Source organism: Geotalea sp. SG265 (assembly GCF_022808985.1).
GTDB lineage: Bacteria > Desulfobacterota > Desulfuromonadia > Geobacterales > Geobacteraceae > Geotalea.
The window spans coordinates 64,165-88,563 of record NZ_JAKZFT010000004.1 but is presented as its reverse complement, the minus strand read 5'-3'; the positions used below and the strand labels follow the sequence as shown (position 1 = coordinate 88,563).

Sequence of the window (24,399 nt, the reverse complement as noted above, 5' to 3'; positions counted from 1 at the left end):
GCAACGCCTGTTCTCACCCGGTTGGCTTGTTGACACCCCAGCCATTGTTATGCCATAATGGCCAAAATTTTTAGTCAGACTAAAAGGGAGCCGCTGCAGGATCGGCTCCCTAGTTGTATTCAGGGACCCATGGATCAGCCGGAATTCGTACATCTTCACTTGCATACTCAATACTCCCTGCTCGATGGGGCGATCCGCATCGGTGACCTCATCAAGAAAGCCAAGGGGTATGAGATGCACGCCGCGGCCATCACCGACCACGGCAACATGTTCGGCGCCATCGAGTTCTACATCAAGTGCAAGGACAAGGGGCTCAAGCCGATCATCGGCAGCGAGGTCTATATCGCCCCCGGGTCGCGGACCAGCAAGGAGAGCGGTAACGGGGACACCTCCGCCTATCACCTGGTGCTCCTCTGTCAGAACCTGCAGGGATACAGGAACCTGTCCTGGCTGGTTTCGGCCGGCTACAAGGACGGCTTCTACTATAAGCCCCGCATCGACAAAGAAATTCTGGCCTCGCACAGCGAGGGGCTGATTGCCCTTTCCGCCTGTCTTAAGGGGGAGGTGGCCTACCAGTGCGGCAGAAACCGCATGGAAGAGGCCATCTCCACCGCCCGCTGGTATTCGGAGCTCTTCCCCGAGCGCTATTACATCGAGTTGCAGGAAAATACCCTTCCCGAACAGGATGTGGCCAACAAGCGCCTGCTGGAGGTGGCTAAGGAGCTGTCACTGCCACTGGTAGCCACCAACGACTGCCACTACCTCAACCGGGAGGATGCCCGAGCCCATGAGGTCCTGCTTTGCATCCAGACCGGCAAGACCATGAACGATCCGAACCGGATGCGTTTTTCGGCTGAGGAGTTCTACTTCAAGTCACCCAAGGAGATGGCCGCCGCCTTCCATTACGCGCCGGAGGCAATTAGCAACACCGTGCGCATAGCGGAAAGCTGCAATCTGGAGCTTGATTTCAAGACCTACCACTTTCCCCAGTACATCAAGCCGGACGATAAAAGCCTCGATGACGTCCTGGAAGAGCAGGCCTACGATGGGCTCAAGGAGCGACTGGTTGCAGTGCGGGCCAAGTATCCGGACCTGACTGCGGAGCAGGAAAAGGGCTACTACGAACGGCTGCGCATCGAGCTGGACTGTATCAAGCAGATGGGCTTTCCCGGCTACTTCCTCATCGTTGCCGACTTCATCAACTGGGCCAAGGACCACGGCATTCCCGTCGGCCCGGGCCGCGGTTCGGCAGCCGGTTCACTGGTCGCCTACTCCATCCGCATCACCGATCTTGATCCGCTCCCCTACAACCTGCTTTTCGAACGGTTCCTCAACCCGGAACGTATTTCCATGCCTGATATCGACGTGGACTTCTGTCAGGACCGGCGCGAGGAGGTCATCCAGTACGTTACGGAAAAATATGGCCGGGACAAGGTCTGCCAGATCATCACTTTCGGTACCATGGCGGCGCGTGGCGTCCTTCGGGACGTGGGGCGCGCCCTGGACATGAGCTACGGCGATGTGGACAAGATTGCCAAACTGGTGCCCGAGGTGCTGGGTATTACCCTGGAAAAGGCGCTGCAGCAGGAGCCGAAGCTGAACGAGCTGGCCGAGAGCGATTCGAAGATCAAGGAACTGCTGGATGTGGCCCTCTGTCTGGAAGGTCTGGCGCGGCATGCTTCCACCCATGCGGCTGGCGTCGTCGTGGCCCCCGATATCCTTGAGGCCTTCTGTCCGGTCTACAAGGACCAGAAGAACGGCTCCATCACCACCCAGTATTCAATGAAGTACGTGGAGAAGATCGGCCTGGTCAAGTTTGACTTCCTGGGACTCAAGAACCTGACCGTCATCCACAATGCGGTGAAACTGATCCGGGCCGGCAAGAACCCCGATTTCGACATTGCCGCACTCCGTGACGACGATGAGGAAACCTACAAGCTGCTCCAGTCCGGCAATACCACCGGTGTCTTCCAGCTGGAGTCCTCCGGCATGCAGGGGCTCCTGGTCAAGCTGAAGCCATCCTGTTTCGAGGACATCATCGCCGTCTGCGCCCTCTACCGTCCGGGGCCCCTGGGAAGCGGCATGGTGGATGACTTCATCGACCGCAAGCACGGCAGGAAAAAGGTCGTCTACGATCTGCCCCAGCTGGAGCCAATCCTCAAGGACACCTACGGGGTCATCGTTTATCAGGAACAGGTCATGCAGATCTCCCGCGTCCTGGCCGGCTATTCCCTTGGCCAAGCAGACCTGTTGCGTCGCGCCATGGGTAAGAAGGACCCGGAGGTCATGGCCAAGGAGAAGATTCCGTTCCTTGCCGGGGCGGAAAAGCAGAATATCGATCCGAAAAAGGCCGAGGCCATCTTCGACCTCATGGCCAAGTTTGCAGAGTACGGCTTCAACAAGTCCCACTCCGCCGCCTATGCCCTGGTGGCCTATCAGACTGCCTACCTCAAGACCCACTACCCGGTGGAATTCATGGCGGCGCTCCTTACCGAGGACATGGGGAATACGGACAAGGTCATCAAGAACATCAGCGACTGCCGGGATATAGGGATCGAGGTGCTCCCCCCCGACATCAACGCCTCAGATCTTTCCTTCCGCGTTCTGGGTAACTCCATCCGCTTCGGCATGGGAGCGGTCAAGAACGTGGGAGAGTCGGCCATCGAGGCGATCCTGGAGGCGAGGAAAGCCGGACCCTTTGCCGATATCTTCGATTTCGGCGAGCGGGTGGACCAGCGCAAGGTCAACAAGCGGGTGGTGGAATCGCTCATCAAGTGCGGTGCCTTCGACTCCACCGGCGCCAAACGGGCTCCGCTCATGGCGGGGCTCGAGGATGCCATGTCCTTGGGACAGAAAATACAGCAGGAGCGGGAGAGTGCACAAGTTTCCCTCTTCGGCGTCGAGGAAATGACCAAGGGGAACGGTAACGGCATGGGAGTTCTGCCAGACCTGCCCGAATGGGACGACAAGTTCTTCCTCAACCAGGAAAAGGAAGCCTTGGGCTTCTACATCACCGGTCATCCCCTGGATCGTTATTCGGCCCAGATCAAGAAATTCGCTTCGGTGCACACCTCCGATTTTGCTGAGATCAAGGACAAGACCGAGGTGAAGATCTGTGGCATCGTCGTCGCCAGGAAGGAGTTCATCACCAAGAAGGGGGACAAAATGGCCTTTGTAACCCTTGAAGACCTGCACGGCTCGGTGGAGGTGGTGGTGCTGGCCAAGGTCTACAGCCGGGTTGCGGAATTCCTCGGCGGGGACGACCCGATACTTGTGAGCGGCACGGTGGAAGTGGGGGAGAAAAATATCAAGGTCATCGCCAGTGACGTGGCGCTGCTCAGGGAATTGACCGAGCGGGAGACCCGCCGCGTTCATCTGACGCTGCAGTCGGGAGTCGCCCGCGAGCAGCTGGAATCCCTGAAAGGCATCATCAAACGCTATCCCGGAGCCTGCAGATCTTACCTCCATATCGTCATCCCGGAACAGTCCAGAACTACCATCAACCTTCCCGACACCTGCATGTTGTCCGCCTCTGAAGATTTATCTCTGGAAGTAAAGAATCTGCTGGGTTATAATGCCGTCTCTTTCGACTAGCCCCGCCGGTTCAACACCGTCTGCTTCAAATTCAGTGCAATCAAAGGAGACCACAATAAATGGCGACACAGACTTACCTTGAATTTGAAAAACCGCTGGCAGAGCTTGAGCGCAAGATTCAGGAACTGCACGAACTGTCCGGCGACACCCTGGACCTGAAGACCGAGATCGGCAAGCTGGAAAAAAAGGCAGAACAGATCCAGGCGGATATCTACTCCAATCTGAGCCGCTGGCAGACTGCCCAGGTGGCCCGTCATATCAACCGTCCCTTCACCCTGGATTACCTGGAGCTCATCTTCACGGAGTTCAACGAACTGCACGGCGATCGCAATTTCGGGGACGATCACGCCATCGTTGGCGGTTTGGCGAGGCTTGACGGGGAGCCGGTGATGGTGATAGGCCACCAGAAAGGGCGCGACACCAAGGAAAAGGTCTACCGCAACTTCGGCATGCCCAACCCGGAAGGGTATCGCAAGGCGCTCCGCCTTATGGAGATGGCCGAGCGCTTCAAGCTCCCCATTATCACCTTCGTTGACACCCCGGGTGCTTTTCCCGGCATCGGCGCTGAAGAGCGCGGCCAGGCCGAAGCCATTGCCCGTAACCTGCGGGAGATGGCGCGCCTGACGGTGCCGATCATTGTAGTGATCACCGGCGAGGGGGGCTCGGGGGGCGCCCTGGCCATCGCCGTCGGCGATCGCATCCTCATGCTGCAGAATTCCATCTATGCGGTTATCTCTCCGGAAGGGTGCGCGGCCATCCTCTGGTCCGACGGCACCAAGGGGGAGCAGGCAGCCGAGGCATTGAAGCTGACTGCCAAGGACATCAAGGAGCTGAACGTCATTGACGAGATCGTCAACGAACCGCTGGGGGGAGCCCATCGGGATCACGAGGCAATGGCCAGGAACCTGCACGAGGCCTTGAGCCGGAACCTGCAGGAACTGCGCAAGATCCCTGCGGACCAGTTGATCGAGGAGCGTTATCAGAAGTTCAGGAAAATGTCCCGGTTTGTGGAATAAATCAAGAATGCAGAAATGCCGCAAGAAATTGGGGGACGCTGGTCCCCTTTTTTTGTTGTCATGGGGGGTATATTCTGATAAATCCCAGTTATTGGTATGCATCGGTACATAAAAATGGGGTGAATGCAACATGGATAATCTGGATGTTCGCTGGCGCCAACGATTCAGTAACTATCAAAAGGCCTTAAAGCACCTTGAGCAGGTGGTGAAGCTTTGTCACGAACGCCAACTTTCCGACATCGAGAAACAGGGTTTGGTAAAGGCATTTGAATTTACCTATGAGCTGGCGTGGAATGTGATGAGAGACTACTTCACCTATCAAGGCAATGTCGCTATTTCAGGTTCCCGTGATGCAATCCGTGAGGCTTTCAAAAGAGGGCTCATTGTAGACGGCGAGGGATGGATGAAGATGATCACCAGCCGTAATAACTCCTCTCATACTTACAACGAAGAAATTGCCGATGTAATAGTCAGCGAGGTGGTATCTCAGTATTTTGAACTGTTCCAGAGGTTCAACGAGAGAATACAGGGACTTGTCCATGACGAGTGAGACTTCGGAACGATTCGGACTGAAAGAAAGTACAATAAACAGGATCAATAGTGTTTTCGTCAAATATTCCGGGATTGATAGGGTTCTTCTGTATGGCTCCCGAGCAAAGGGCAACTACTATCATGGTTCGGATATAGACCTGACTATAGAAGGGACTTTAAGCCGTCCAGAAATCTTGAAATTGGAAAACGAGCTTGATGATCTGCTTCTGCCATACACTATCGACTTATCTTTATTTCACCAGATAAGCAATCCCGATCTGGTCGAGCACATCAAGCGGGTCGGCAAGGTGTTCTACGAAAAAGCGGACGGCCAATAAGGAATATTACATATGCAGGAACGATTGCAGAAAATACTCTCCCAGGCCGGGGTCGCTTCCCGCAGGGAAGCGGAAAAGATGATCACCGGTGGCCGAGTGACGGTGAACGGCCAGGTAGTGACAGAACTAGGCACAAAAGCCGATGCCGACATCGACCGGATCACTGTGGACGGCAAGCCGATTCTTGTGGAAGCACGCAAACGCTACATCCTGCTCTACAAGCCGGTTGGCTACATGACCACCATGAAGGACCCGGAGGGGCGGCCGATCGTCACGGATCTGCTAAAGGAGATCAAGGAGCGGGTCTACCCGGTGGGACGCCTGGATTACAACACTGAGGGCTTGTTGCTTCTCACCAATGACGGCGCCCTGGCCAACAGACTTGCCCACCCCAGCCATGAGGTGGACAAAGGATACCTGGTGCGGGTCCGGGGGCAGGCGAGCCCCTCCCAATTGAAGCATTTGCAGATGGGGGTGGATCTGGAAGACGGGCGGACGGCCCCTGCTCAGGTGTCGTTGGTGAAGGAAAGCGATCACAACTGCTGGATCTCCATTACCATCCACGAGGGGCGCTACCGTCAGGTGCGCCGCATGTGCGAGGCGGTGGGGCTCACCGTGGTCCGGCTGAAACGCTCCCGATATGATTTTCTTGAAATAGGGGAGCTGAAGCCGGGTCAGTACCGGGAATTGACGCCGGCAGAGGTGGAGCGCCTGCAGCAGGGAGAGCGGAAGTAAGGGGAATGGATGCGCCTCTGGACCTTACACCCCGGATATCTCGATACGAAGGGGCTGGTCGCCCTGTGGCGGGAAGCGCTGCTGGCCCAGGCCGTGCTCACTGGGCAGACTCTCGGCTATACCAAGCATCCCCAACTGATCCGCTTTCGTGAGACCTCCTCTCCGGCGGCTTCAATCGCCGCATATCTTCAAGAGGTGCAGCGAGAGGCTTCAAGGCGGGGCTATGTTTTCGACAAGTCGAAGATAGGCTCCCAGGAAGGTGCCGAAACGATGGAGGCTACTTCTGGACAGCTGGCGTTTGAATGGGAGCATCTAAAGGCGAAATTGCGGGTTCGCGCTCCCTCGCTGTTGGTAAATCTCCAGGCTATTGCCCACCCTGATCCGCATCCCTTATTTTTAATTGTTCCCGGCCCTGTCGCCGACTGGGAGCGCACGAAAGCATAAAAAAAATCCCGTCACACCTGTTGGTGTACGGGATTTTTTTGTCGGACTGGCGATTGCTAATCGATCAACTTGCCGATGCTTTTCCAGCGCACGCCGAAGTTTTCCTTGTCCCATGACCAGTACTTGATGAAGGCGAGCCCTTTGATCTGGTCGTTTCGGACGAATTTCCAGAAACGGCTGTCGTAGGAACGATCCCGATTGTCTCCCATGACGAAGTAGGAATTGGGGGGCACGACGATGGGGTCGGTGTTGTCCCGCGGGTTCTGCTCCTTGGGGATGATGTCCTTTTCCTTGTGGACCTCGTGGGGATTCGCATAGAGCTTGCCGTTGACGTAGACCCGCTTGTTGATTACCTGAACGGTATCGCCGGGGGTGCCGATAACCCGTTTTATGAAGTCCTTGCTGGGATCTTCAGGATATTCGAAGACGATGACGTCGCCGCGTCTGGGATCCCTGATCTTGAGCAACCTTGTACTGGTAAAGGGAATCTTGGTGCCGTAAATGAACTTGCTGACCAGGATATGGTCGCCGATAGCCAGGGTATCTTCCATGGAACCGGAGGGTATCTTGAAGGCCTGGACGATGAAGGTGCGGATGATGAGAGCCAGTATGACGGCTATGATAATGGACTCGGCATATTCACGAACGATATGCTTTTTCCTTACCTGCGGTTCTGAGTTTGCCGTTTCCGCGGCAGTGTTCTTGTAATCTTCCATTGAGGTGTCCTTTATGGTGTCTGAGATAGGGATTTCCCTCGTTATCCTTCCACCTTGAGGATGGCGAGGAATGCCTCCTGGGGCAACTCAACATTGCCCACATTCTTCATGCGCTTTTTGCCTTCCTTCTGTTTCTCCAGGAGTTTTCTTTTTCGGGTGATGTCGCCGCCATAGCATTTGGCAAGCACGTCCTTGCGCAGGGCCTTGACCGTTTCCCGGGCAATGATCTTGCTGCCAATGGCTGCCTGGATGGCGATCTCGAACATCTGCCGGGGGATCAGCTCCTTCATCTTTGAGACCAGGTCGCGGCCGCGGTAATAGGCCTTGTCCTTGTGGATGATCAGCGAAAGGGCATCGACCACCTCGCCGTTGATCATGATGTTGAGCCGCTCCAGATTGCTGCGTCGGTAATCCAGATGTTCGTAATCAAGGGAGGCATAGCCCTTGGTGATGGATTTCAGCCGGTCGTAGAAGTCAAGCACCACCTCGTTGAGCGGCAATTCATAGATGATCATCACCCTTGTCGGTGTCAGATATTTTATCTCCCGCTGTACTCCCCGCTTTTCCTCGCACAGGGCGAGTATGCCCCCCACGAATTCGTTCGGCACATGGATCGAGGCCAGGATGAACGGCTCCTCGACGAACTGTATCTCCTGGGCCGGGGGGAGCTGGTTGGCGCTTTCGATAGTGATTATCGATCCGTCCAGGCGGTGAACCTTATAGACAACGGTGGGGGCGGTGGTGATCAGGTCCAGGTTGAATTCCCGCTCCAGGCGTTCCTGGATTATCTCCATATGCAGCAGGCCGAGGAATCCGCAGCGGAAGCCGAACCCAAGGGCGAGTGATGTCTCGGGCTCGTAGGAGAAGGATGAGTCGTTGAGCTTCAGTTTGGCCAGGGCATCCCGCAACTGCTCGTATTGGGAAGTATCGATGGGATAGAGGCCGGAGAATACCATGGGCTGCACTTCCTTGAAGCCCGCCAGAGGCGCGTCACAAGGGTTGTGCAGGTTAGTGATGGTGTCGCCCACCTTGGCGTCCTGGACTTCCTTGATGCCGGCGATGATGAAGCCGACCTCGCCGGCGGAAAGGCTTGCCACCTCACACATGGCTGGGGAAAAGACACCGACTTTAAGCACCTCGTAGCTGCGGCGGTTGGACATGAGCTGAATCTTGTCCCCTTTTTTGACGGCGCCGTCCAGGATGCGCACCAGGACGATGACCCCCTGGTACTGGTCGTACCAGGAGTCGAAGAGGAGCGCCTTGAGGGGCTTGGAGGCATCTCCCTTGGGGGGCGGAATCTTGGTGACGATCTCTTCCAGGATCTCCCTGGTGCCGATTCCTTCCTTGGCGCTGGCAAGGACAGCATCATGGGCATCAAGGCCGATGATATCCTCGATTTCCTGCTTGACCCGCTCCGGCTCGGCTGCAGGCAGATCAATCTTGTTCAGGACAGGAAAGACATCCAGGTCGTTTTCCAGGGCAAGATAGACGTTGGCCAAGGTCTGGGCTTCCACCCCCTGTGATGCATCCACCACCAGCAGGGCTCCTTCGCAGGCAGACAGGGAGCGGGAAACCTCGTAGGTGAAGTCCACATGGCCGGGGGTGTCGATGAGATTCAGCACATACTGCTTTCCGTCGTCGGCCAGGTAGTTGAGCCGCACTGCCTGGGCCTTGATGGTGATGCCCCGCTCACGCTCCAGGTCCATCTTGTCCAGAACCTGGTTCTGCATTTCACGCTCGGTCAGTGCGCCGGTATATTCGAGAAGACGGTCGGCAAGGGTAGATTTGCCATGATCTATATGAGCAATGATGGAGAAGTTGCGAATGTTGTCCAGTGCCATAGAACCCTTTTATTACCTGTAGTTGAACAAGTAACAATATATAACTATACCTTCAATGTAAAGGGATTTCTGCTGTTTTGCCAGGAGGGGCGCGGGGGGAGATGGACAGGCTGGTTGCCGGCCTGCTAGGGGTGAATGGCTTCGTTCAGTTCCCGGATGAGTTTGTCTATATCAACCTTGTGTACCGAGGCGCCATGTTCCACCGCCTCGAAATCGGCAATCTGGCACTCGTGGCAATCGAGTCCGTAACGTTCGAAGATGGGGAGCGTTGCAGGGAATCTGCGGATAATGTCACCGATGGTCATCTCTTTGTCGATCATGGTTGTTTCTCCTTGCATTTGCCCGCTTCATCGGTTGAATTTGGCGTCAAGGGCCTTTTTGATGATGGGAGGGACAAGGCCTTCTATAGGACCGTTAAGGGAGCTGACCTCCTTGACGATGGATGAGGAGAGGTAGCTGTAGGGGACTGATGTCATCATGAAGAGCGTCTCCACATCCTGCGTGATGCTTCTGTTCATCTGGGCCAGCTGGAATTCATACTCGAAATCGGAAACAGCCCTTAAGCCCCGGATTATGACCGTTGCCCCTTGGGCGCGCACGTAGTCCACCAGAAGGCCGTTGAAGGTATCCACCTTTGCCCGGTCGTTGTCGCCGAGGACTTCCCTGATCAGGGCGATCCTCTCATCAGTGGTGAAGAGGGAGCTCTTTTCCGAGTTCTTTGCTACGGCGACTACGATTTTATCGAATATCTTCAGGCCCCGTTCGATGATGTCCAGGTGACCATAGGTAATCGGATCGAACGACCCGGGATAAACAGCTATTTTCAGGGGCATGGCACTGTCCTTTATGGTGATTGATTGAAAAACGCCAGTACGGTATCTCCGTAAACCCTTCTGTCAAACTGTTGCAGCGGGCCGAAACCGGCTGGTATATCTTCCTTTGCTGAAAACTCTGCTACGACAATCCCATCGTCAGTAAGAATCGAAGAGTGGGACAGGTAATCGAGAACCTTCTCTGTAAGTCCCTTGTCGTAGGGGGGGTCGAGGAACACCAGACCGAACCTCTCCCCCTTCTTTTCCAGCAGCGGTAAGGCAACCAGTGCCTCCTCGATCACGATGCGGGATCTGGGCGCGAAACCGAGCATTTCCAGATTCTTTGCAATCATCGCTGCGGACTGGCGGTGATTGTCTATGAATACGGTGTATGCTCCGCCCCGGCTCAGCATTTCCATGCCGACACTGCCGGTTCCGGCGAAAATATCCAGAGTCCATACCTCTGACAGGTCATTATAGAGGTTTGCAATGATATTGAACAGCGCTTCCTTTACCCGGTCCGCAGTCGGCCGTACCCGCATCCCTTTGGGTGCAACAAGTTTTCGTCCCTTTGCGGAACCGCTTATGATGCGCAATGGCCAATCTCTCCAAAAACCATTTTTTGCCTTGTTCGGCTCACATGGTATTATAGAACGGTATTTTTTAAAAGGTTAAAAAGCTACCATGAACGGCTCCGCGCCGTCAAGGGGAAGTTTGCCATTGACACACTCCCTGTCTGCTATTAAATATTCTTTCAATTGGAGGAAATATCCATGCCTGTAGCTGCAAATGTAATGGAAAGACCAGACCTGGCCGGCTATGCGGCAAAAAGCTCCTTGTCCCGCGGGCGCAGATATGTGGAGGAGTTGCGCGACGACCGCCCCGCCTTCGAGCGCGACCGGGACAGGATCATCCATTGCGCTGCTTTCAGACGCCTGGAATACAAAACGCAGGTCTTCGTCAATCACGAGGGGGATTACTACCGCACCAGGCTTACCCATTCCCTTGAAGTGGCACAGATCGCCAAGGGCATTGCCCGCAGACTCAAACTGAACGAGGAGTTGACCGAGGCCCTGGCCCTTGCCCACGATCTGGGGCATACTCCCTTCGGCCATACAGGGGAGGAGGTCCTGAACCGCCTGATGAAGGGCTTCGGCGGCTTTGAACATAACCTGCAGTCGTTGCGGGTGGTGGATGAACTGGAAGAGCGGTATCTGGATTTCAACGGCTTGAACCTGTCGTGGGAGGTTCGCGAGGGGATAATCAAACATTCATCCCCCTACGACAGGCCCGAGGGGAGCATAGCCGAATTCCTCCCCGGGGTAGTGCCGACCATAGAGGCTCAGCTGATGAACTTTGCGGACGAGATTGCCTACAACAACCACGACATCGACGACGGGCTCAAGAAGGGTTACATAACTCTGGAGCAGTTGGAGAGCGTCGACCTGTGGCGGGAGGTGTGGGAGCCCATGGCCCGGCAACATCCGGGAATCGATCCGGAAAGGCTTAAATGCCAGACCATCAGCTCCATCATCGGTCTGCTCATCACCGACATTACCAACACAACCCTTGCCTGCATCGCTGCCAACAACATCAAGACCATGGACGATCTGCGCAGGATCAATGTCCAAGTGGTTTCCTTCAGCCCCCAGGTGGCAGAGAAGAACCGCCGCTTGAAGCTATTCCTCATGGATAACCTTTATCATCACTACAAGGTGGAGCGGATGCGGGTGAAGGCGGAGCGCTACCTTTCCCAGCTTTTCGATGTCTACATTTCTCACCCGACCCTGCTGCCCCGTAAGTACATGGAGAAGATGGAGCGGGAAGGGCGGGAGCGGGTGGTCTGCGATTACATCGCCGGCATGACCGACCGTTTCGCCCTCGATGAGTTCAAGCGGCTGTTCGAGCCATACGAAAGGGTATAAGCGGGTTTTATCGTGAGAGAAATCACTTGACGGACGAAATATTTATGGGATAGATTTTGTCTAGAGCAAAAAATTGCAGTGCTTCGATAGACGATAATACTAAACCATCTGCGAAGATGGGACGGAAAGCCTACAGGGTCTCAAGAAGACAGCCGGGTTGCCGAAATATCAATTATGATATCGGCCCCGGTTTTTTTGTTTTCAGGGGCATCAACAGAAAGGAGAGTTTATGAAGAAACTGCTTTTGGTGCCGGTCATGGCAGTCCTGGCGGCGCAACCAGTATTTGCTCAGGTGGGGTTCGATATGAACATCAACATCGGCAATGGCGGGGGAAGGACTGCCGTTCCGGTTCCCGTTCCCGTAGCCCCCGCACCGCCGGTGGATTTCGTCGTCGATGAGCCACCCGAGTTCATCGTGCCGTCTGCATTGGGCTTTTATGTTGCCGTGGGGGTGCCCTACGACATGTTCTACATTTCCAACAGATATTATGTGTATCGCAATAATAACTGGTACTATTCCCCACGCTACAACGGTCCATGGGTCGTTACCTCGTACCGGCGGCTGCCGCCGGGACTCCGCCGACAAAAATTCGAAAGAATTCGCTACATCAGGGATGAAGAATACCGTCGCTACCGTGGGGATGAGGATCATTACCGCGGCAGACACTTCCGGCCCGACAAGCACGAAATGAAGGAGCGCCGCAAAGAAGAGCACGAGCGTATGAAGGAAGAACGCAGGTGGGAAAAGGACGAGCGCAAGTGGGAGAAACACGAACGGAGGCACGGTCGCGATGACGACTGAACCTTGGGCGTGTTGAAATGAAATAACAAGGCGGGGCATTCCACCCCGCCTTGTCTATTTGGCAGAGGTTTTTTTGCTTCCTTTTTCCGCAGGGAGTTCGATGGCCGGTTTGTCCGACCGTTTATAGAGAAGAAAGGTCCTTCCCAGGACCTGGGCCACTTCTGCATTGCACGACTCGGCTAGTTCGGCAGCAGCCTCATGCCGATCAACCAGGCAGCTGTCGAGCATTTTCACCTTGATCAGTTCGTGGGCGGCAAGCGCTTCCGTCGTTTCCTTGATCAGGGACTCATTAATGTCACCCTTGCCGATGGTGATCACCGCCTTCAGCGGGTGTCCCAGCCCCCTGAGATATCGTTTCTGTTTTCCTGTCAGCATTTCCCATTCCCCGTCATACATAAAGTTTGATATGGATTATTAACATCTCCAGCCGCCTAAGGCAAATGTATTGTGGTGCGGCAGGCTTCGCTGTCATCTTTCGTGTAAAAAATAGAAATACTGTATGTGCTTTGGGTACTCAGTTTTTGTGATTGGGAAAAGGGGTTGTCAGCTTATATAAGGTTGATTTAATGGTTCGTGCCGCTAAAATCGCTAGTTATGCATGGTTGTGGGGTATATGGGGTGAGTGGCATGAATTTGGCATAACTGTGGCTGCAACGAAGCTGCTGATGCAAACCGCTGTATCTGGTCCGGGAGGTAAAGGTGCTTTATAAAACTGTCAACGAGTCGTTCAACGAGTTTGTCATCGACAGGAGCGATGCCAAGTGCATCCGCTGCAAGGTCTGTGTTCGTCAATGTTCCTATGGTGTCCATTCCTACGTGGAGGAAGAAAACGTCCTGGTCGAGGATAACTCCAGCTGTATCGGCTGCCGCCGCTGTTCCGCCCTCTGTCCGACCGGCGCCATCACTATTCGGGCCAACGAGGAAGTCTTCAAGAAGAACGAGTCCTGGTCCACGGCCCATATCCGCAATCTCTACGCCCAGGCCGATACGGGTGGCATTCTCCTGGCCGCAATGGGCAATCCGGCAAAATACCCCATTTACTGGGATCACCTGCTGCTGGATGCTTCCCAGGTTACCAATCCTTCCATCGACCCGCTGCGGGAACCCATGGAACTCCGGACCTACCTGGGTAAGAAGCCCCACTCCATCGAGGTGGTCCACGACAAGAAGAGCGGCAAGCCGACCCTGAAGACCAAGCTTTCGCCGCAGCTGAAGCTGGAATACCCCTTCATCTTTTCTGCCATGAGCTACGGCGCCCTCAACCTCAATGCCCATCGGGCCATGGCTGCCGCCGCCCAGGAGCTGGGAACGATCTACAATACCGGCGAAGGCGGACTGCACAAGGACCTCTATAAATACGGCAAGAATGTCATCGTTCAGGTGGCCTCCGGCCGCTTCGGCGTCAGCGAGCAATACCTCAATGCCGGCGTCGGCATTGAGATCAAGGTGGGGCAGGGGGCAAAGCCGGGGATAGGCGGCCATCTGCCAGGGGAAAAGGTCAACGACGAGATCTCCGAGACCCGCATGATCCCCATGGGCTCCGACGCCATCTCCCCGGCGCCGCACCATGACATCTATTCCATCGAGGACCTGCGCCAGCTGATCTACGCCTTGAAAGAGGCTACCAACTACGAGAAACCCGTTTCGGTCAAGATCGCAGCCGTTCATCATGTGGCGGCCATTGCATCCGGTGTTGCCCGTGCAGGTGCCGACATCATCACCATCGACGGCTTTCGTGGGGGTACCGGTGCCGCACCCCAGGTCATTCGCGACAACGTGGGTATGCCCATGGAGTTGGCCCTGGCTGCGGTAGATGCCCGGCTGCGTGACGAAGGGATCAGGAACGAGGTCTCCATCGTTGTTGGCGGTGGCGTGAGAAACTCCGGCGATGCCATTAAAGCCATCGCCCTGGGTGCCGATGCCATCAATCTGGGAACCTCCACCTTGCTGGCCATGGGCTGCACCCTCTGCCAGCGCTGCTACACCGGCAAATGCCCGTGGGGGATCACCACCAACGATCCGTACCTTGCCAAGCGGCTTAACCCTGAAATTGGTGCCGAAAGGCTCGTGAACCTGGTTCATGCCTGGGGGCACGAGATGAAGGAAATTCTCGGCGGCATGGGTCTGAACGCCCTGGAGTCCCTGCGTGGCAACCGATACAAGCTGCGCGCGGTTGGGCTTTCTGAAAAGGATATGAATCTATTAGGTGTCATGGCCGCAGGGGATTAAATAGGATCTATGAGTCCTACAGGTCCTGTAAGCCCTATGGAAATGATAAGAGGAACTGCAATGAAACGAATCTATAGCATCGAAGACGCCTGCATCGGTTGTCATCTCTGCGAGGTGGCCTGCATCACCGAGCACTCCAAATCAAAAGATCCCATCAAGGCCTTCCTCCATGAGGCGGAGCGCCCCATCGCCCGCTGTACTGTCGAGGAAATCGATGGTGGAGTCGTCTCCTTCTCCACCAACTGCCGCCACTGCGACGAGCCCGACTGTCTCAGGGCCTGTATCTCCGGTGCCATCCAGAAACTGGACGACGGCAGGGTCTTTATGGATACGGAAAAATGCGTCGGCTGCTGGTCGTGCGTCATGGCCTGTCCTTATGGAGCGGTGCAGCGGAACCTGGAGAAGAAGAAGGGCAACAAGTGTGATCTCTGCCCTGACCGGAAGAGCCCGGCCTGTGTTGACGCATGCCCGAACAGAGCCCTTGTCTACAAGGAGGGGAATCAGAAATGAAATACGTCATCATCGGCAACTCGGTCGCTGCAACAGGCGCCATCAGAAGCATCCGCAACCAAGACGACAAGGGAAGCATCACGGTCCTTTCCCGGGAAAACCGCATCGCCTACGGTCGTCCCCTCATTTCCTACCTCCTTGGCGGCACCATCACGGAAAAAAAGATGGCCTACCTGCCGGAGGATTTCTACGCGAAGAACAGCGTGGATCTCCGCCTGAGCGCAGAGGTTGTTGCCGTGGACAGCAAGAAGAAGCAGGTGAAGCTGTCTTCCAATGAAACCATCGCCTTCGACAAGCTGCTTATCGCCACCGGAGGCGATCCTTTTGTGCCCCCCATCGAAGGACTGCAGGGAAAGAAAAAGATCTTCACCTTCACCACCTGGGATGATGCGGCCAAGCTCAAGGAGCTTGCCTACGACATCAAGCGGGTCGTCGTCATCGGCGGCGGTCTCATCGGCCTCAAGGCTGCCGAAGGGCTCTACCAGATCGACAAGAAGGTAACCATCATCGAGTTGGCCGACCGTATCCTCTCCGCCGCCTTTGACCGCACTGCCGGCCGTATCGTTGCCAAGAAGATGAAGGCCAACGGCATCGACGTCATCACCGAGGATACGGTGGTGAAGATCGAGGGAGAAGGTGCCGAGATAACCGGCGTAACGCTCAAATCCGGCGACTTCATACCCTGCGACACCGTTATCGTTGCCATCGGGGTCCGTCCTGCCGCCTCTTTCCTGTCCGGGAGCGGTATCGAGGTCAATCGCGGCGTCGTCGTTGATGACCGGATGGAGACCTCGGTAAAAGGGATTTTTGCCGCCGGCGACGTTGCCGAAGCGGCCGATTTCTTCACCAAGAGCAAGAATCCCATGCCAATCTGGCCCGATGCTTATATTCAGGGTGATGTGGCAGGCGCCGCCATGGCCGGCAGCGAAAAGGGTTATGCGGGCGGTCTGGCCATGAATTCCATCGAGCTCTTTAAAGTGCCGACCATCTCCATGGGCATTACCAATCCCCAGGACGAAAAGAAGTTCGAGATCCTCACCTACCTGGATCAGGAAAAGTACCAGTACCGCAAGGTAGTGCTCCAAGGCAAAATCGTCGTCGGCGCCGTCCTCGTGGGAGCAGTGGACCGGGCCGGCATTTTCGCCGGACTGATCCGGGAGAAGGTGGACGTGACCCCGTTCAAGGGCCAGCTCCTGGCCACGGATTTCGGCTTTGCCCAGCTGACTAAGGAGATCCGCAGCACCCTCTTTGCTCCCCAGGGGAAAGTAGCCTGACCCTGCGGCGCGACGTAACCGCCTGCGCCAGTACAGCTGTCGTACCGATTAAACGGAGGATTTGCACCTCATGAAACATAAACCAACGCACAACTTTCAAAAGGACATCTCCAACTGCGGCCTTACCGGCTTCATTTCCAAGTCAGGGAAACTGGTGGAAGGCGATGTCATCATTAAATCCATCGCCCTCATGCATGATCGGGGCAACGGCCTCGGTGGCGGTTTTGCCGCTTATGGCATTTACCCCGGATACAAGGATTTCTATGCCTTCCATCTCATGTACGAAAGCGGGCTTGCCCTGCAATTGACCGAGGAATACCTGGAGCAGCATTTCTTCGTCGAGCACCAGGAAGAGATTCCCACACGGCGTGTCGCAGCCATTGCCAATCCGCCGGCCTTCAAGCGTTACTTCGTCAAACCGCTGGAAACGGCCGATTACAAGGAGGCCGTTGAATTCCAGAAGATGACAGTGGAAGACATAATCGTCGGCCATGTGATGCGCATCAACAATGAGATTGAAGGCGCCTTCGTCGTTTCCTCGGGCAAGAACATGGGGGCTTTCAAAGGGGTCGGATATCCCGAAGAGATTGCCGATTTCTTTCGCCTTGAGGAGTACAAAGGCTATATCTGGACCGCCCACAACCGCTTCCCGACCAACACCCCCGGCTGGTGGGGGGGAGCGCATCCTTTCACGCTTTTGGACTGGTCCATCGTCCATAACGGCGAGATTTCCTCCTACGGCATCAACAAGCGCTACCTGGAGATGTACGGCTATCTCTGCACCATGCTCACAGATACCGAGGTCGTCGCCTACATGCTCGACCTGCTCATCCGCAAGCACGGACTGAGCCCTGAACTTGCCAGTATGGCCCTGGCCGCCCCTTTCTGGGACATGATCGATCGTCTCCCTGAAGAGGACCGCCAACTGATGACCGCCATCCGCCAGGTATACGGCAGCGGCCTCCTCAATGGTCCCTTTGCCATCCTCTTTGCAAGCAACGACGGCCTGATCGGCCTCAACGACCGCGTTAAACTCCGGCCGCTGGTCTGCGCCACCAAGGACGACTTCGTCTACATGGCTTCGGAAGAAGCGGCCATCCGCGAAATCTGTCCCGCCCCAGATTATGTCTGGTCCCCCCGCGGCGGTGAGCCGGTGGTGGCCAAGCTGAACCCGGGTGTCATTTAAACATGTTCTAAGTTCTATGTTCCAGGTTCTAGGTTACAACCAAAAACATAGAACCTAGAACATAGAACTGCTTCTAACAGGAGTGAGAAATGAAAATCGACGCGAATGGCGTATATTATCGGGACCTTAACACCAAGATCCGTGAAGCTGTGGCCGGCGGGGCCGACAAACTGGAGCTTGTCAACGTCAACGGCCAGTACTTCATTGGCGACGGCATCAACAAGCCCATCACCATTACCGTCAACGGCGTTCCGGGCAATGACCTGGGTGCCTTCATGAATGGAGCGACCATCGTAGTCAAGGACAATGCCCAGGACAACATCGGCAACACCATGAATGCCGGTCGGGTCGTTGTTCACGGCCATGCAGGGGACGTGCTCGGCTACGGCATGCGTGGTGGCCGCATCCACATCCTCAAGGACGTGGGCTACCGGGTGGGCATTCACATGAAGTCCTACAATGAAAACAGGCCGGTTCTCATTGCCGGCGGCAAGGCAGGCGACTTTTTCGGCGAATACATGGCCGGTGGGGTGCTGATCCTCCTCGGCATGTTCACCGACAGCCCCGATAAAGCTAAACACGGCTTCCGCTTCGGCACCGGCATGCATGGCGGCGTCATCTACGTCAGGGGCGGCGTGGACGAAGGCAAACTGTCACCCGAGGTTGGGGTCTTCGATCTGACCGCCGAGGACAAGAAGGAGTTGGAGTCGTACCTCAAGGAATACTGTGCCGACTTCAAGCTGGACCTGAAGGAAGTGATGAAGGAGAAATTCGTCAAGGTGCTGCCGAAGAGCAAGCGCCCCTACGGCAACATGTACTGTCCCATGCCGCGTTAATTGTATCTGCATCATCTAACCTTCGAGAAGCCGCTTTGCCAGTTTGTCTGGCAGCGGCTTTTTTTATTGCACCGTCTTGGCCAAACCGGAGCTACCTTCCCGAGCTGAATGGCCTTTTAAGCTATTAAACCGTATATGAAATAGTGTATGACAGGTTGTTATAATTGAAACAGAAATATCCTGCCGGAGGTGCAACGTGAACAGGATCATTTGTGAAGCAATCAGGAAAAGGGCCGTACTCCGGTTCATCTATAATGGCCGGCTGCGTATCGTTGAGCCCCAGTGTCATGGAATCAGCACAGCAGGAAATGAAGTGCTGCGCGGCGTTCAAACGGGCGGAGAGAGCGAGACCGGAGCAACTATTTTCGGAAAACTTTTTGAGGTCGCAAGGATGGCGGATCTGGGGGAGACGGGGGACGTATTTGCCAAACCCGGCTTGGGCTTTAATCCCCAGGATAAGGGAATGGCTGTGGTACATTGCCATCTTTAGCGATGGACTTCCGGATGCCCTATAGCCTTCCATAACCCCTGGAAAACCTGGTATGAAATGATAATCTTTTACGGCGACTTTAATTCTGCTGTAAATCTTGCCCATCAAGGAGGAAACATGAATTTGTTGCGACTGCTTCTTTTAACTGCTGGTTTTATCAGCTCACTTCTGTCCACCGCCCTGGCGGCTCCATCCACGGAAATCACCTGGTATGGCCAGTCAGCTTTCAGGATCACTACTCCCTCGGGCAAGGTCCTCTATATGGACCCCTGGATCAACAATCCTGGAAACAGCAAGGGAAAGGAAATTCTGGCCGCTATTAAAAAGGCAGACCTGGTCCTGGTGACCCATGGCCATTTCGATCATGTTGGGGACAGCACTGAAATCGCCAAAAAAACCGGTGCCCAGCTGGTGGCCAGCTTCGATCTGGGCAAGGCGATGGTGCAGTATGGCGGCTTTCCAGAGAAGCAGTTCGGTTTTGGCACCACCGGCAACTTCGGTGGAGAGGTTTCCCTTTTGGATGGTGAGGTGAAAGTGGCTTTCGTGCCCGCTCTGCATAGCTCGTCCATTGAGCCTCCTGCCAATAGCAGTTATCCCAGAGGACTGCAATATGCAGGTAATCCGGGGGGCGTGGTGGTCAGCATCAAGAATGGGCCAACCATCTACCATACAGGGGACACGGATCTTTTCAGCGACATGGCGCTGGTCAAAGAATACGGCAAGGTCGATATCATGATGGTCTGCATCGGCGACCGCTTCACCATGGGGCCACGCCGGGCCGCCATGGCCGTAAAGCTGGTGAGCCCGGATCTGGCCATTCCCATGCACTTCGGGGCCTTGCCGATCCTGACGGGCACTGCTCCAGAGTTCGTCGCTGAAGCGAAAAAGGCCAGCCCAGCTACGACCATCAAGGTGCTGCAGGTCAATGAAACATTCAGCTGGCCGCAGGCAAAGCTGACCATGCAGACAAAATAAAAAATCAGAGGAACAAAACGAGAAAAGCCGCAGTCAGCGCGGAGCAGACTGCGGCTTTTTTGTGAGGGAATAACAGCGTGCAGGGCCTAGAAAATTGCATTCAGGTCCTTGACCACATCGTCAACGTTGAGCCCATGGGCGTTGCAGCCCTGCTCCAGGGACTCGTTCTGGGCGCCCATGCAGCCGACGCAGCCGAGATTGTATTTTGCCAGCACCTTCACCACGTCTGGATGCAGGCGCATCACCTGGGCAAAAGTCATATCCTTGGTAATTTGTTGACTCATTTTCTACCTCGCTCTTTGATTGTTTTGCCAGTTACCAATCACTATCAACCATTAACTGACTATTCGTACTTGATATCGATGATTTCGTATTCCCTCAGGCCTGATGGGACGTTGACCTTGACGGTGTCATCCAGCTTGTGGCCGATGAAGGCCTTGCCGACGGGGGAGGTGCAGGAGATCTTGCCCAGCTTGATGTCCGCTTCGTCCTCACCGACGATCTTGTACGTCACTTCCTCTTCGCTGGCGGTATCGTAGACGGTGACGGTAGCCCCGAAAACGACCTTGTCCGGCTTGAGGTTGGAGAGATCTACCACGTAGGCCCGAGCCAGCTTATCCTGCAGCTCAAGGATTCGGCCTTCGATGAAGCCCTGGCGGTGCTTGGCCGCATCGTACTCGGCGTTTTCGGAGAGGTCACCATGGGACCTGGCTTCGGCGATGTCCTGTATCACCTTGGGGCGCTCTTCCTTGATGAGCCGTTTCAGCTCTTCCTGCAGGCACTCGTAGCTTTCTTTGGTTAACGGTACGGACTGTGACATTGTGGTATTACTCCTTCAGTAACTTTACGGGGCAGCCCATTGAGCCGCCCCATAACACTTCCGAATTAGTTTTGAGAGATTAGTTCAGGTAATCCTGAATCGGTTTTACGGTCAGTTCTTCCTGACCCATGGCGATAATGCCGTCAACGACCGCCTTTGCCCCCGACGCGGTGGTGTAGTAGGCGATGTTGTGGAGCAGGGTATTGCGACGGATAGAGAATGAATCGGCAACCGCCTGGGCACCCTGGGTGGTGTTGATGACCATGCAGATCTCGTTGTTCTTGATGGCATCGACGATGTGGGGCCGGCCTTCCAACACCTTATTGATAATCTGAACCGGGATGCCCTTTTCCTGCAGATAAGACGCAGTTCCGCGAGTTGCCACCAGCTCAAAGCCATTATCATACAGTTTTTTTGCGGCAGTGACAATATGTTTTTTGTCGGCATCGCGCACACTTATGAAGACTTTGCCACTCATGGGGAGCTTGACTCCTGCTCCCAACTGGGCCTTGGCGAAGGCCATGGCGAAATTGTCGTCGATGCCCATGACTTCGCCGGTGGACTTCATCTCCGGACCAAGGATGGTATCGACGCCGGGGAACTTGACGAAGGGAAACACCGCTTCCTTAACGGAAACATGCTTCGGTTGGATTTCATCGGTAATACCCAGTTCCTTAAGGGTTTTGCCGCTCATGATCAGGGCTGCCAGTTTGGCCAGTGGCCTGCCGGTGGCCTTGGAGACAAAGGGGGCGGTACGGGATGCACGGGGATTCACTTCCAGAATATAAATGACATCATCCTTTACAGCATACTGGACGTTCATGAGCCCCCTGACATTCAGCTCCAGGGCCATCAGCTTCGTCTGGCGCCGGATTTCATCGGTAATGGCACGGGAGATGGAGTAGGGGGGGAGCGAACAGGCGGAGTCGCCGGAGTGGATGCCTGCCTCCTCGATGTGCTCCATGATGCCGCCGATGACCGCTTCGGTGCCGTCGCAGAGGGCGTCCACGTCAATTTCGATGGCTTCGTCCAGGAACTTGTCGATGAGGATGGGATGCTCCGGTGACGCCTGCACCGCAGTGGTCATGTAGCGGCGCAGGTTGTCCACGTCGTAGACGATCTCCATGGCGCGGCCGCCGAGAACGTAGGAGGGGCGGACGACGACCGGATAGCCGATGCGATCGGCCACTTTTTCCGCCTCCTCGAAGGAGCGGGCGGTGCCGTTTTCAGGCTGGCGCAGGCCGAGCTTGTGGAGCATCTCCTGGAAGCGCTCCCGGTCCTCGGCACGGTCGATGGCATCAGGAGAGGTGCCGATGATGGGAACGCCTGCCTTCTCCAGGGCCACAGCCAGCTTCAGTGGCGTCTGGCCGCCGAATTGGACGATAACCCCCTCCGGCTTCTCCAACTGGACGATATTCAACACATCTTCATAGGTGAGGGGCTCGAAATAGAGGCGGTCGGAGGTGTCGTAATCGGTGGAGACGGTTTCCGGGTTGCAGTTGACCATGATCGTTTCATAACCGGCTTCGGCCAGGGCAAAGACCCCGTGAACGCAGCAGTAGTCGAACTCGATCCCCTGGCCGATGCGGTTCGGGCCGCCCCCCAGGATCATGATCTTCTTCTTGTCGGTTGCCTCCGCCTCGCATTCCTCCTCATAGGTGGAGTACAAATATGGGGTGTAGGCAACGAATTCGGCGGCACAGGTATCAACACGCTTGAATACGGGCTTGACACCCAACGACAGGCGCAGCGCCCGCACTTCTTCCTCGGTTTTGCCCCAGAGTCTGCCAAGAAATTTGTCTGAGAAGCCGTACTGCTTGGCATCCAGAACAATATCCTTCAATTCGGCCGAGTTTTTCAGCTCGACCTTTTTCAGTTCATCCTCTTTATCGATGATCTGCCGGATGTTGTGGAGAAACCAGGGATCAAAAGCAGTGGCGGCAAAGATTTCCTCGACGGTCATACCGCTCCTGAAGGCATCTCCAAGGTACCAGAGCCGCTCCCAGTTGGGGGTGCGCAGCTTTTCCATGAGGAGCTGCTGCTCCTTGCCGGTCAGCGCTCGGCGGGTCTCGGCGGTAATGTCGAAGAGCCGCGATTCGAAGCCGCAGGAGCCGATCTCCAGGGAACGGAGCGCCTTCTGCAGGGATTCCTTGAAGGTCCGGCCAATGGCCATAACCTCTCCCACCGACTTCATCTGCGTTGTGAGGATTGAGTCTGCTGCGGGGAATTTCTCGAAGGTGAAGCGGGGAACCTTGGTCACCACATAGTCGATGGTCGGCTCGAAGCAGGCAGGGGTCTCCCGGGTGATGTCGTTGGTGATTTCGTCCAGGGTATAACCCACCGCCAGTTTGGCCGCGATCTTGGCGATGGGGAAGCCGGTCGCCTTTGAAGCAAGGGCGGAGGAGCGGGAGACGCGTGGATTCATCTCGATGACCACCAGGCGGCCGTTTCTCGGGTTGATTCCGAACTGGATGTTTGATCCACCCGTATCGACGCCGATTTCGCGGATGATCTTCAAGGAGGCGTCGCGGAGGATCTGGTATTCCTTGTCGGTCAGGGTCTGGGCTGGGGCGACGGTGATGGAGTCTCCCGTGTGCACTCCCATGGGATCGAAGTTCTCGATGGAGCAGATGATGACCACGTTGTCGGCCGTGTCGCGCATCACCTCAAGCTCGTACTCCTTCCAGCCAATGACCGACTCTTCGACGAGGATTTCGTCGGTTGGAGAGGCATCGATGCCGGCAGCCGACATCTTCTCGTACTCCTCCATGTTGTAGGCGATGCCACCGCCGGTGCCACCCAGGGTGAAGGAAGGGCGGATGATGGCCGGGAACCCCACTTCCTTGATGATTTCCATGGCTTCGGCACTATTGTGGGCAAGACCTGAACGGGGAACGCTCAGGCCGATGCGCTGCATGGCCTCCTTGAAGAGAGTCCGGTCTTCCGCCTTCTTGATGGCAGGTAATTTCGCACCGATCAGCTCGACGCCAAACTTATCCAAAACGCCATTCTCCGCAACGGCCACCGCCGTATTGAGAGCTGTCTGTCCACCAAGGGTCGGCAGGACCGCGTCGGGGCGCTCCTTCTCGATGATCTTGGCCAGGATCTCCGGCGTCACCGGCTCGATATAGGTGCGATCGGCAAAATCCGGGTCGGTCATGATGGTGGCGGGGTTGCTGTTGAGAAGAATCACCTCGAACCCTTCCTCCTTCAGCGCCTTGCAGGCCTGGGTGCCGGAATAGTCGAACTCGCACGCCTGGCCGATGACGATGGGGCCGGCGCCGATGATGAGGATCTTCTTGATGTCTGTACGTTTTGGCATGCT

24 protein-coding genes and 1 riboswitch are annotated in these 24,399 nt (G+C 55.7%); of the genes, 15 read left to right on the top strand and 9 right to left on the bottom strand.

Annotated features, from left to right (window positions below; translation table 11 throughout):
* Positions 1–129: 129 nt before the first annotated feature.
* The 6 genes from dnaE to ML541_RS06210 all read left to right on the top strand — a co-directional run bounded on the left by dnaE (position 130) and on the right by ML541_RS06210 (position 6,658).
* Positions 130–3,594 carry a DNA polymerase III subunit alpha gene (gene dnaE, locus ML541_RS06235; protein WP_243371734.1) on the top strand — a complete coding sequence of 1,155 codons (3,465 nt, stop codon included), beginning with the start codon at positions 130–132 and terminating at the stop codon, positions 3,592–3,594.
* A gap of 59 nt (positions 3,595–3,653) precedes the next feature.
* The gene (locus ML541_RS06230; protein WP_243371733.1) at positions 3,654–4,610 is read left to right on the top strand and encodes an acetyl-CoA carboxylase carboxyltransferase subunit alpha; all 957 of its coding nucleotides are present in this window, start codon (positions 3,654–3,656) and stop codon (positions 4,608–4,610) included.
* Between the two features lie 130 nt (positions 4,611–4,740).
* Positions 4,741–5,160 (top strand): nucleotidyltransferase substrate binding protein, encoded by a 420-nt coding sequence (locus ML541_RS06225; RefSeq protein WP_243371732.1) that lies wholly within the window; start codon positions 4,741–4,743, stop codon positions 5,158–5,160.
* Complete coding sequence (locus tag ML541_RS06220; protein ID WP_243371731.1) at positions 5,150–5,479, top strand: nucleotidyltransferase domain-containing protein; 330 nt, start codon at positions 5,150–5,152, stop codon at positions 5,477–5,479. The genes ML541_RS06225 and ML541_RS06220 overlap by 11 nt, the downstream gene beginning before the upstream one ends.
* Positions 5,480–5,491: 12 nt before the next feature.
* Positions 5,492–6,214, top strand: coding sequence for a pseudouridine synthase (locus tag ML541_RS06215; protein WP_243371730.1), 723 nt, complete (start codon positions 5,492–5,494; stop codon positions 6,212–6,214).
* 9 nt (positions 6,215–6,223) lie between these two features.
* Positions 6,224–6,658 carry a pyrimidine dimer DNA glycosylase/endonuclease V gene (locus ML541_RS06210; RefSeq protein WP_243371729.1) on the top strand — a complete coding sequence of 145 codons (435 nt, stop codon included), beginning with the start codon at positions 6,224–6,226 and terminating at the stop codon, positions 6,656–6,658.
* Positions 6,659–6,714: 56 nt separating this feature from the next.
* Here ML541_RS06210 and lepB read toward each other — a convergent pair whose 3' ends face one another.
* From lepB to rsmD, 5 genes are all read right to left on the bottom strand, one after another.
* Entirely contained in the window at positions 6,715–7,374 is a 660-nt protein-coding gene (gene lepB / locus ML541_RS06205) for a signal peptidase I (protein WP_243371728.1), read from the bottom strand.
* Positions 7,375–7,415: 41 nt separating this feature from the next.
* Positions 7,416–9,215 carry a translation elongation factor 4 gene (gene lepA / locus ML541_RS06200; protein ID WP_243371727.1) on the bottom strand — a complete coding sequence of 600 codons (1,800 nt, stop codon included), beginning with the start codon at positions 9,213–9,215 and terminating at the stop codon, positions 7,416–7,418.
* Positions 9,216–9,340: 125 nt separating this feature from the next.
* Positions 9,341–9,535, bottom strand: coding sequence for a DUF1858 domain-containing protein (locus ML541_RS06195; protein WP_243371726.1), 195 nt, complete (start codon positions 9,533–9,535; stop codon positions 9,341–9,343).
* 27 nt (positions 9,536–9,562) lie between these two features.
* Complete coding sequence (gene coaD / locus ML541_RS06190; RefSeq protein WP_243371724.1) at positions 9,563–10,048, bottom strand: pantetheine-phosphate adenylyltransferase; 486 nt, start codon at positions 10,046–10,048, stop codon at positions 9,563–9,565.
* A gap of 11 nt (positions 10,049–10,059) precedes the next feature.
* Positions 10,060–10,623 carry a 16S rRNA (guanine(966)-N(2))-methyltransferase RsmD gene (rsmD, locus tag ML541_RS06185; protein ID WP_243371723.1) on the bottom strand — a complete coding sequence of 188 codons (564 nt, stop codon included), beginning with the start codon at positions 10,621–10,623 and terminating at the stop codon, positions 10,060–10,062.
* A gap of 177 nt (positions 10,624–10,800) precedes the next feature.
* On the opposite strand from rsmD, the gene ML541_RS06180 reads away from it, so the two are divergent.
* Positions 10,801–11,952, top strand: a complete 1,152-nt coding sequence (locus ML541_RS06180; RefSeq protein ID WP_243371721.1) for a deoxyguanosinetriphosphate triphosphohydrolase — start codon at positions 10,801–10,803, stop codon at positions 11,950–11,952.
* 88 nt (positions 11,953–12,040) lie between these two features.
* Positions 12,041–12,117, top strand: a riboswitch (cyclic di-GMP riboswitch).
* A gap of 64 nt (positions 12,118–12,181) precedes the next feature.
* Positions 12,182–12,754, top strand: a complete 573-nt coding sequence (locus ML541_RS06175) for a hypothetical protein (protein WP_243371719.1) — start codon at positions 12,182–12,184, stop codon at positions 12,752–12,754.
* A gap of 54 nt (positions 12,755–12,808) precedes the next feature.
* On the opposite strand, the gene yhbY is transcribed toward ML541_RS06175, so the two are convergent.
* Positions 12,809–13,129, bottom strand: coding sequence for a ribosome assembly RNA-binding protein YhbY (gene yhbY / locus ML541_RS06170; protein ID WP_243371718.1), 321 nt, complete (start codon positions 13,127–13,129; stop codon positions 12,809–12,811).
* A gap of 324 nt (positions 13,130–13,453) precedes the next feature.
* Here yhbY and ML541_RS06165 point away from each other — a divergent pair, with 324 nt between their 5' ends.
* The 7 genes from ML541_RS06165 (at position 13,454) to ML541_RS06135 (ending at position 20,254) form a co-directional block, all read left to right on the top strand.
* Positions 13,454–14,983 (top strand): glutamate synthase-related protein, encoded by a 1,530-nt coding sequence (locus ML541_RS06165; protein WP_243371716.1) that lies wholly within the window; start codon positions 13,454–13,456, stop codon positions 14,981–14,983.
* 60 nt (positions 14,984–15,043) lie between these two features.
* Positions 15,044–15,493 carry a 4Fe-4S dicluster domain-containing protein gene (locus ML541_RS06160; RefSeq protein ID WP_243371714.1) on the top strand — a complete coding sequence of 150 codons (450 nt, stop codon included), beginning with the start codon at positions 15,044–15,046 and terminating at the stop codon, positions 15,491–15,493.
* Positions 15,490–16,767, top strand: coding sequence for an FAD-dependent oxidoreductase (locus ML541_RS06155; RefSeq protein ID WP_243371713.1), 1,278 nt, complete (start codon positions 15,490–15,492; stop codon positions 16,765–16,767). The genes ML541_RS06160 and ML541_RS06155 overlap by 4 nt, the downstream gene beginning before the upstream one ends.
* A 70-nt stretch (positions 16,768–16,837) precedes the next feature.
* On the top strand, positions 16,838–17,953 hold the full coding sequence (locus tag ML541_RS06150) for a glutamine amidotransferase family protein (RefSeq protein ID WP_243371712.1): 1,116 nt from the start codon (positions 16,838–16,840) through the stop codon (positions 17,951–17,953).
* An 89-nt stretch (positions 17,954–18,042) separates the two neighbouring features.
* Positions 18,043–18,789 carry a hypothetical protein gene (locus tag ML541_RS06145; protein ID WP_243371711.1) on the top strand — a complete coding sequence of 249 codons (747 nt, stop codon included), beginning with the start codon at positions 18,043–18,045 and terminating at the stop codon, positions 18,787–18,789.
* A 196-nt stretch (positions 18,790–18,985) separates the two neighbouring features.
* Positions 18,986–19,279 (top strand): hypothetical protein, encoded by a 294-nt coding sequence (locus ML541_RS06140; RefSeq protein ID WP_243371710.1) that lies wholly within the window; start codon positions 18,986–18,988, stop codon positions 19,277–19,279.
* Between the two features lie 117 nt (positions 19,280–19,396).
* Entirely contained in the window at positions 19,397–20,254 is an 858-nt protein-coding gene (locus tag ML541_RS06135) for a metal-dependent hydrolase (RefSeq protein ID WP_243371709.1), read from the top strand.
* Positions 20,255–20,340: 86 nt separating this feature from the next.
* On the opposite strand, the gene ML541_RS06130 is transcribed toward ML541_RS06135, so the two are convergent.
* From ML541_RS06130 to carB, 3 genes are all read right to left on the bottom strand, one after another.
* Positions 20,341–20,538, bottom strand: coding sequence for a DUF1858 domain-containing protein (locus ML541_RS06130; RefSeq protein WP_243371708.1), 198 nt, complete (start codon positions 20,536–20,538; stop codon positions 20,341–20,343).
* A gap of 59 nt (positions 20,539–20,597) precedes the next feature.
* Positions 20,598–21,074: a transcription elongation factor GreA gene (gene greA / locus ML541_RS06125; protein WP_243371707.1), complete on the bottom strand. Its 477-nt coding sequence runs from the start codon at positions 21,072–21,074 to the stop codon at positions 20,598–20,600.
* 79 nt (positions 21,075–21,153) lie between these two features.
* Positions 21,154–24,396: a carbamoyl-phosphate synthase large subunit gene (gene carB / locus ML541_RS06120; protein WP_243371706.1), complete on the bottom strand. Its 3,243-nt coding sequence runs from the start codon at positions 24,394–24,396 to the stop codon at positions 21,154–21,156.
* Positions 24,397–24,399 lie beyond the last annotated feature (3 nt).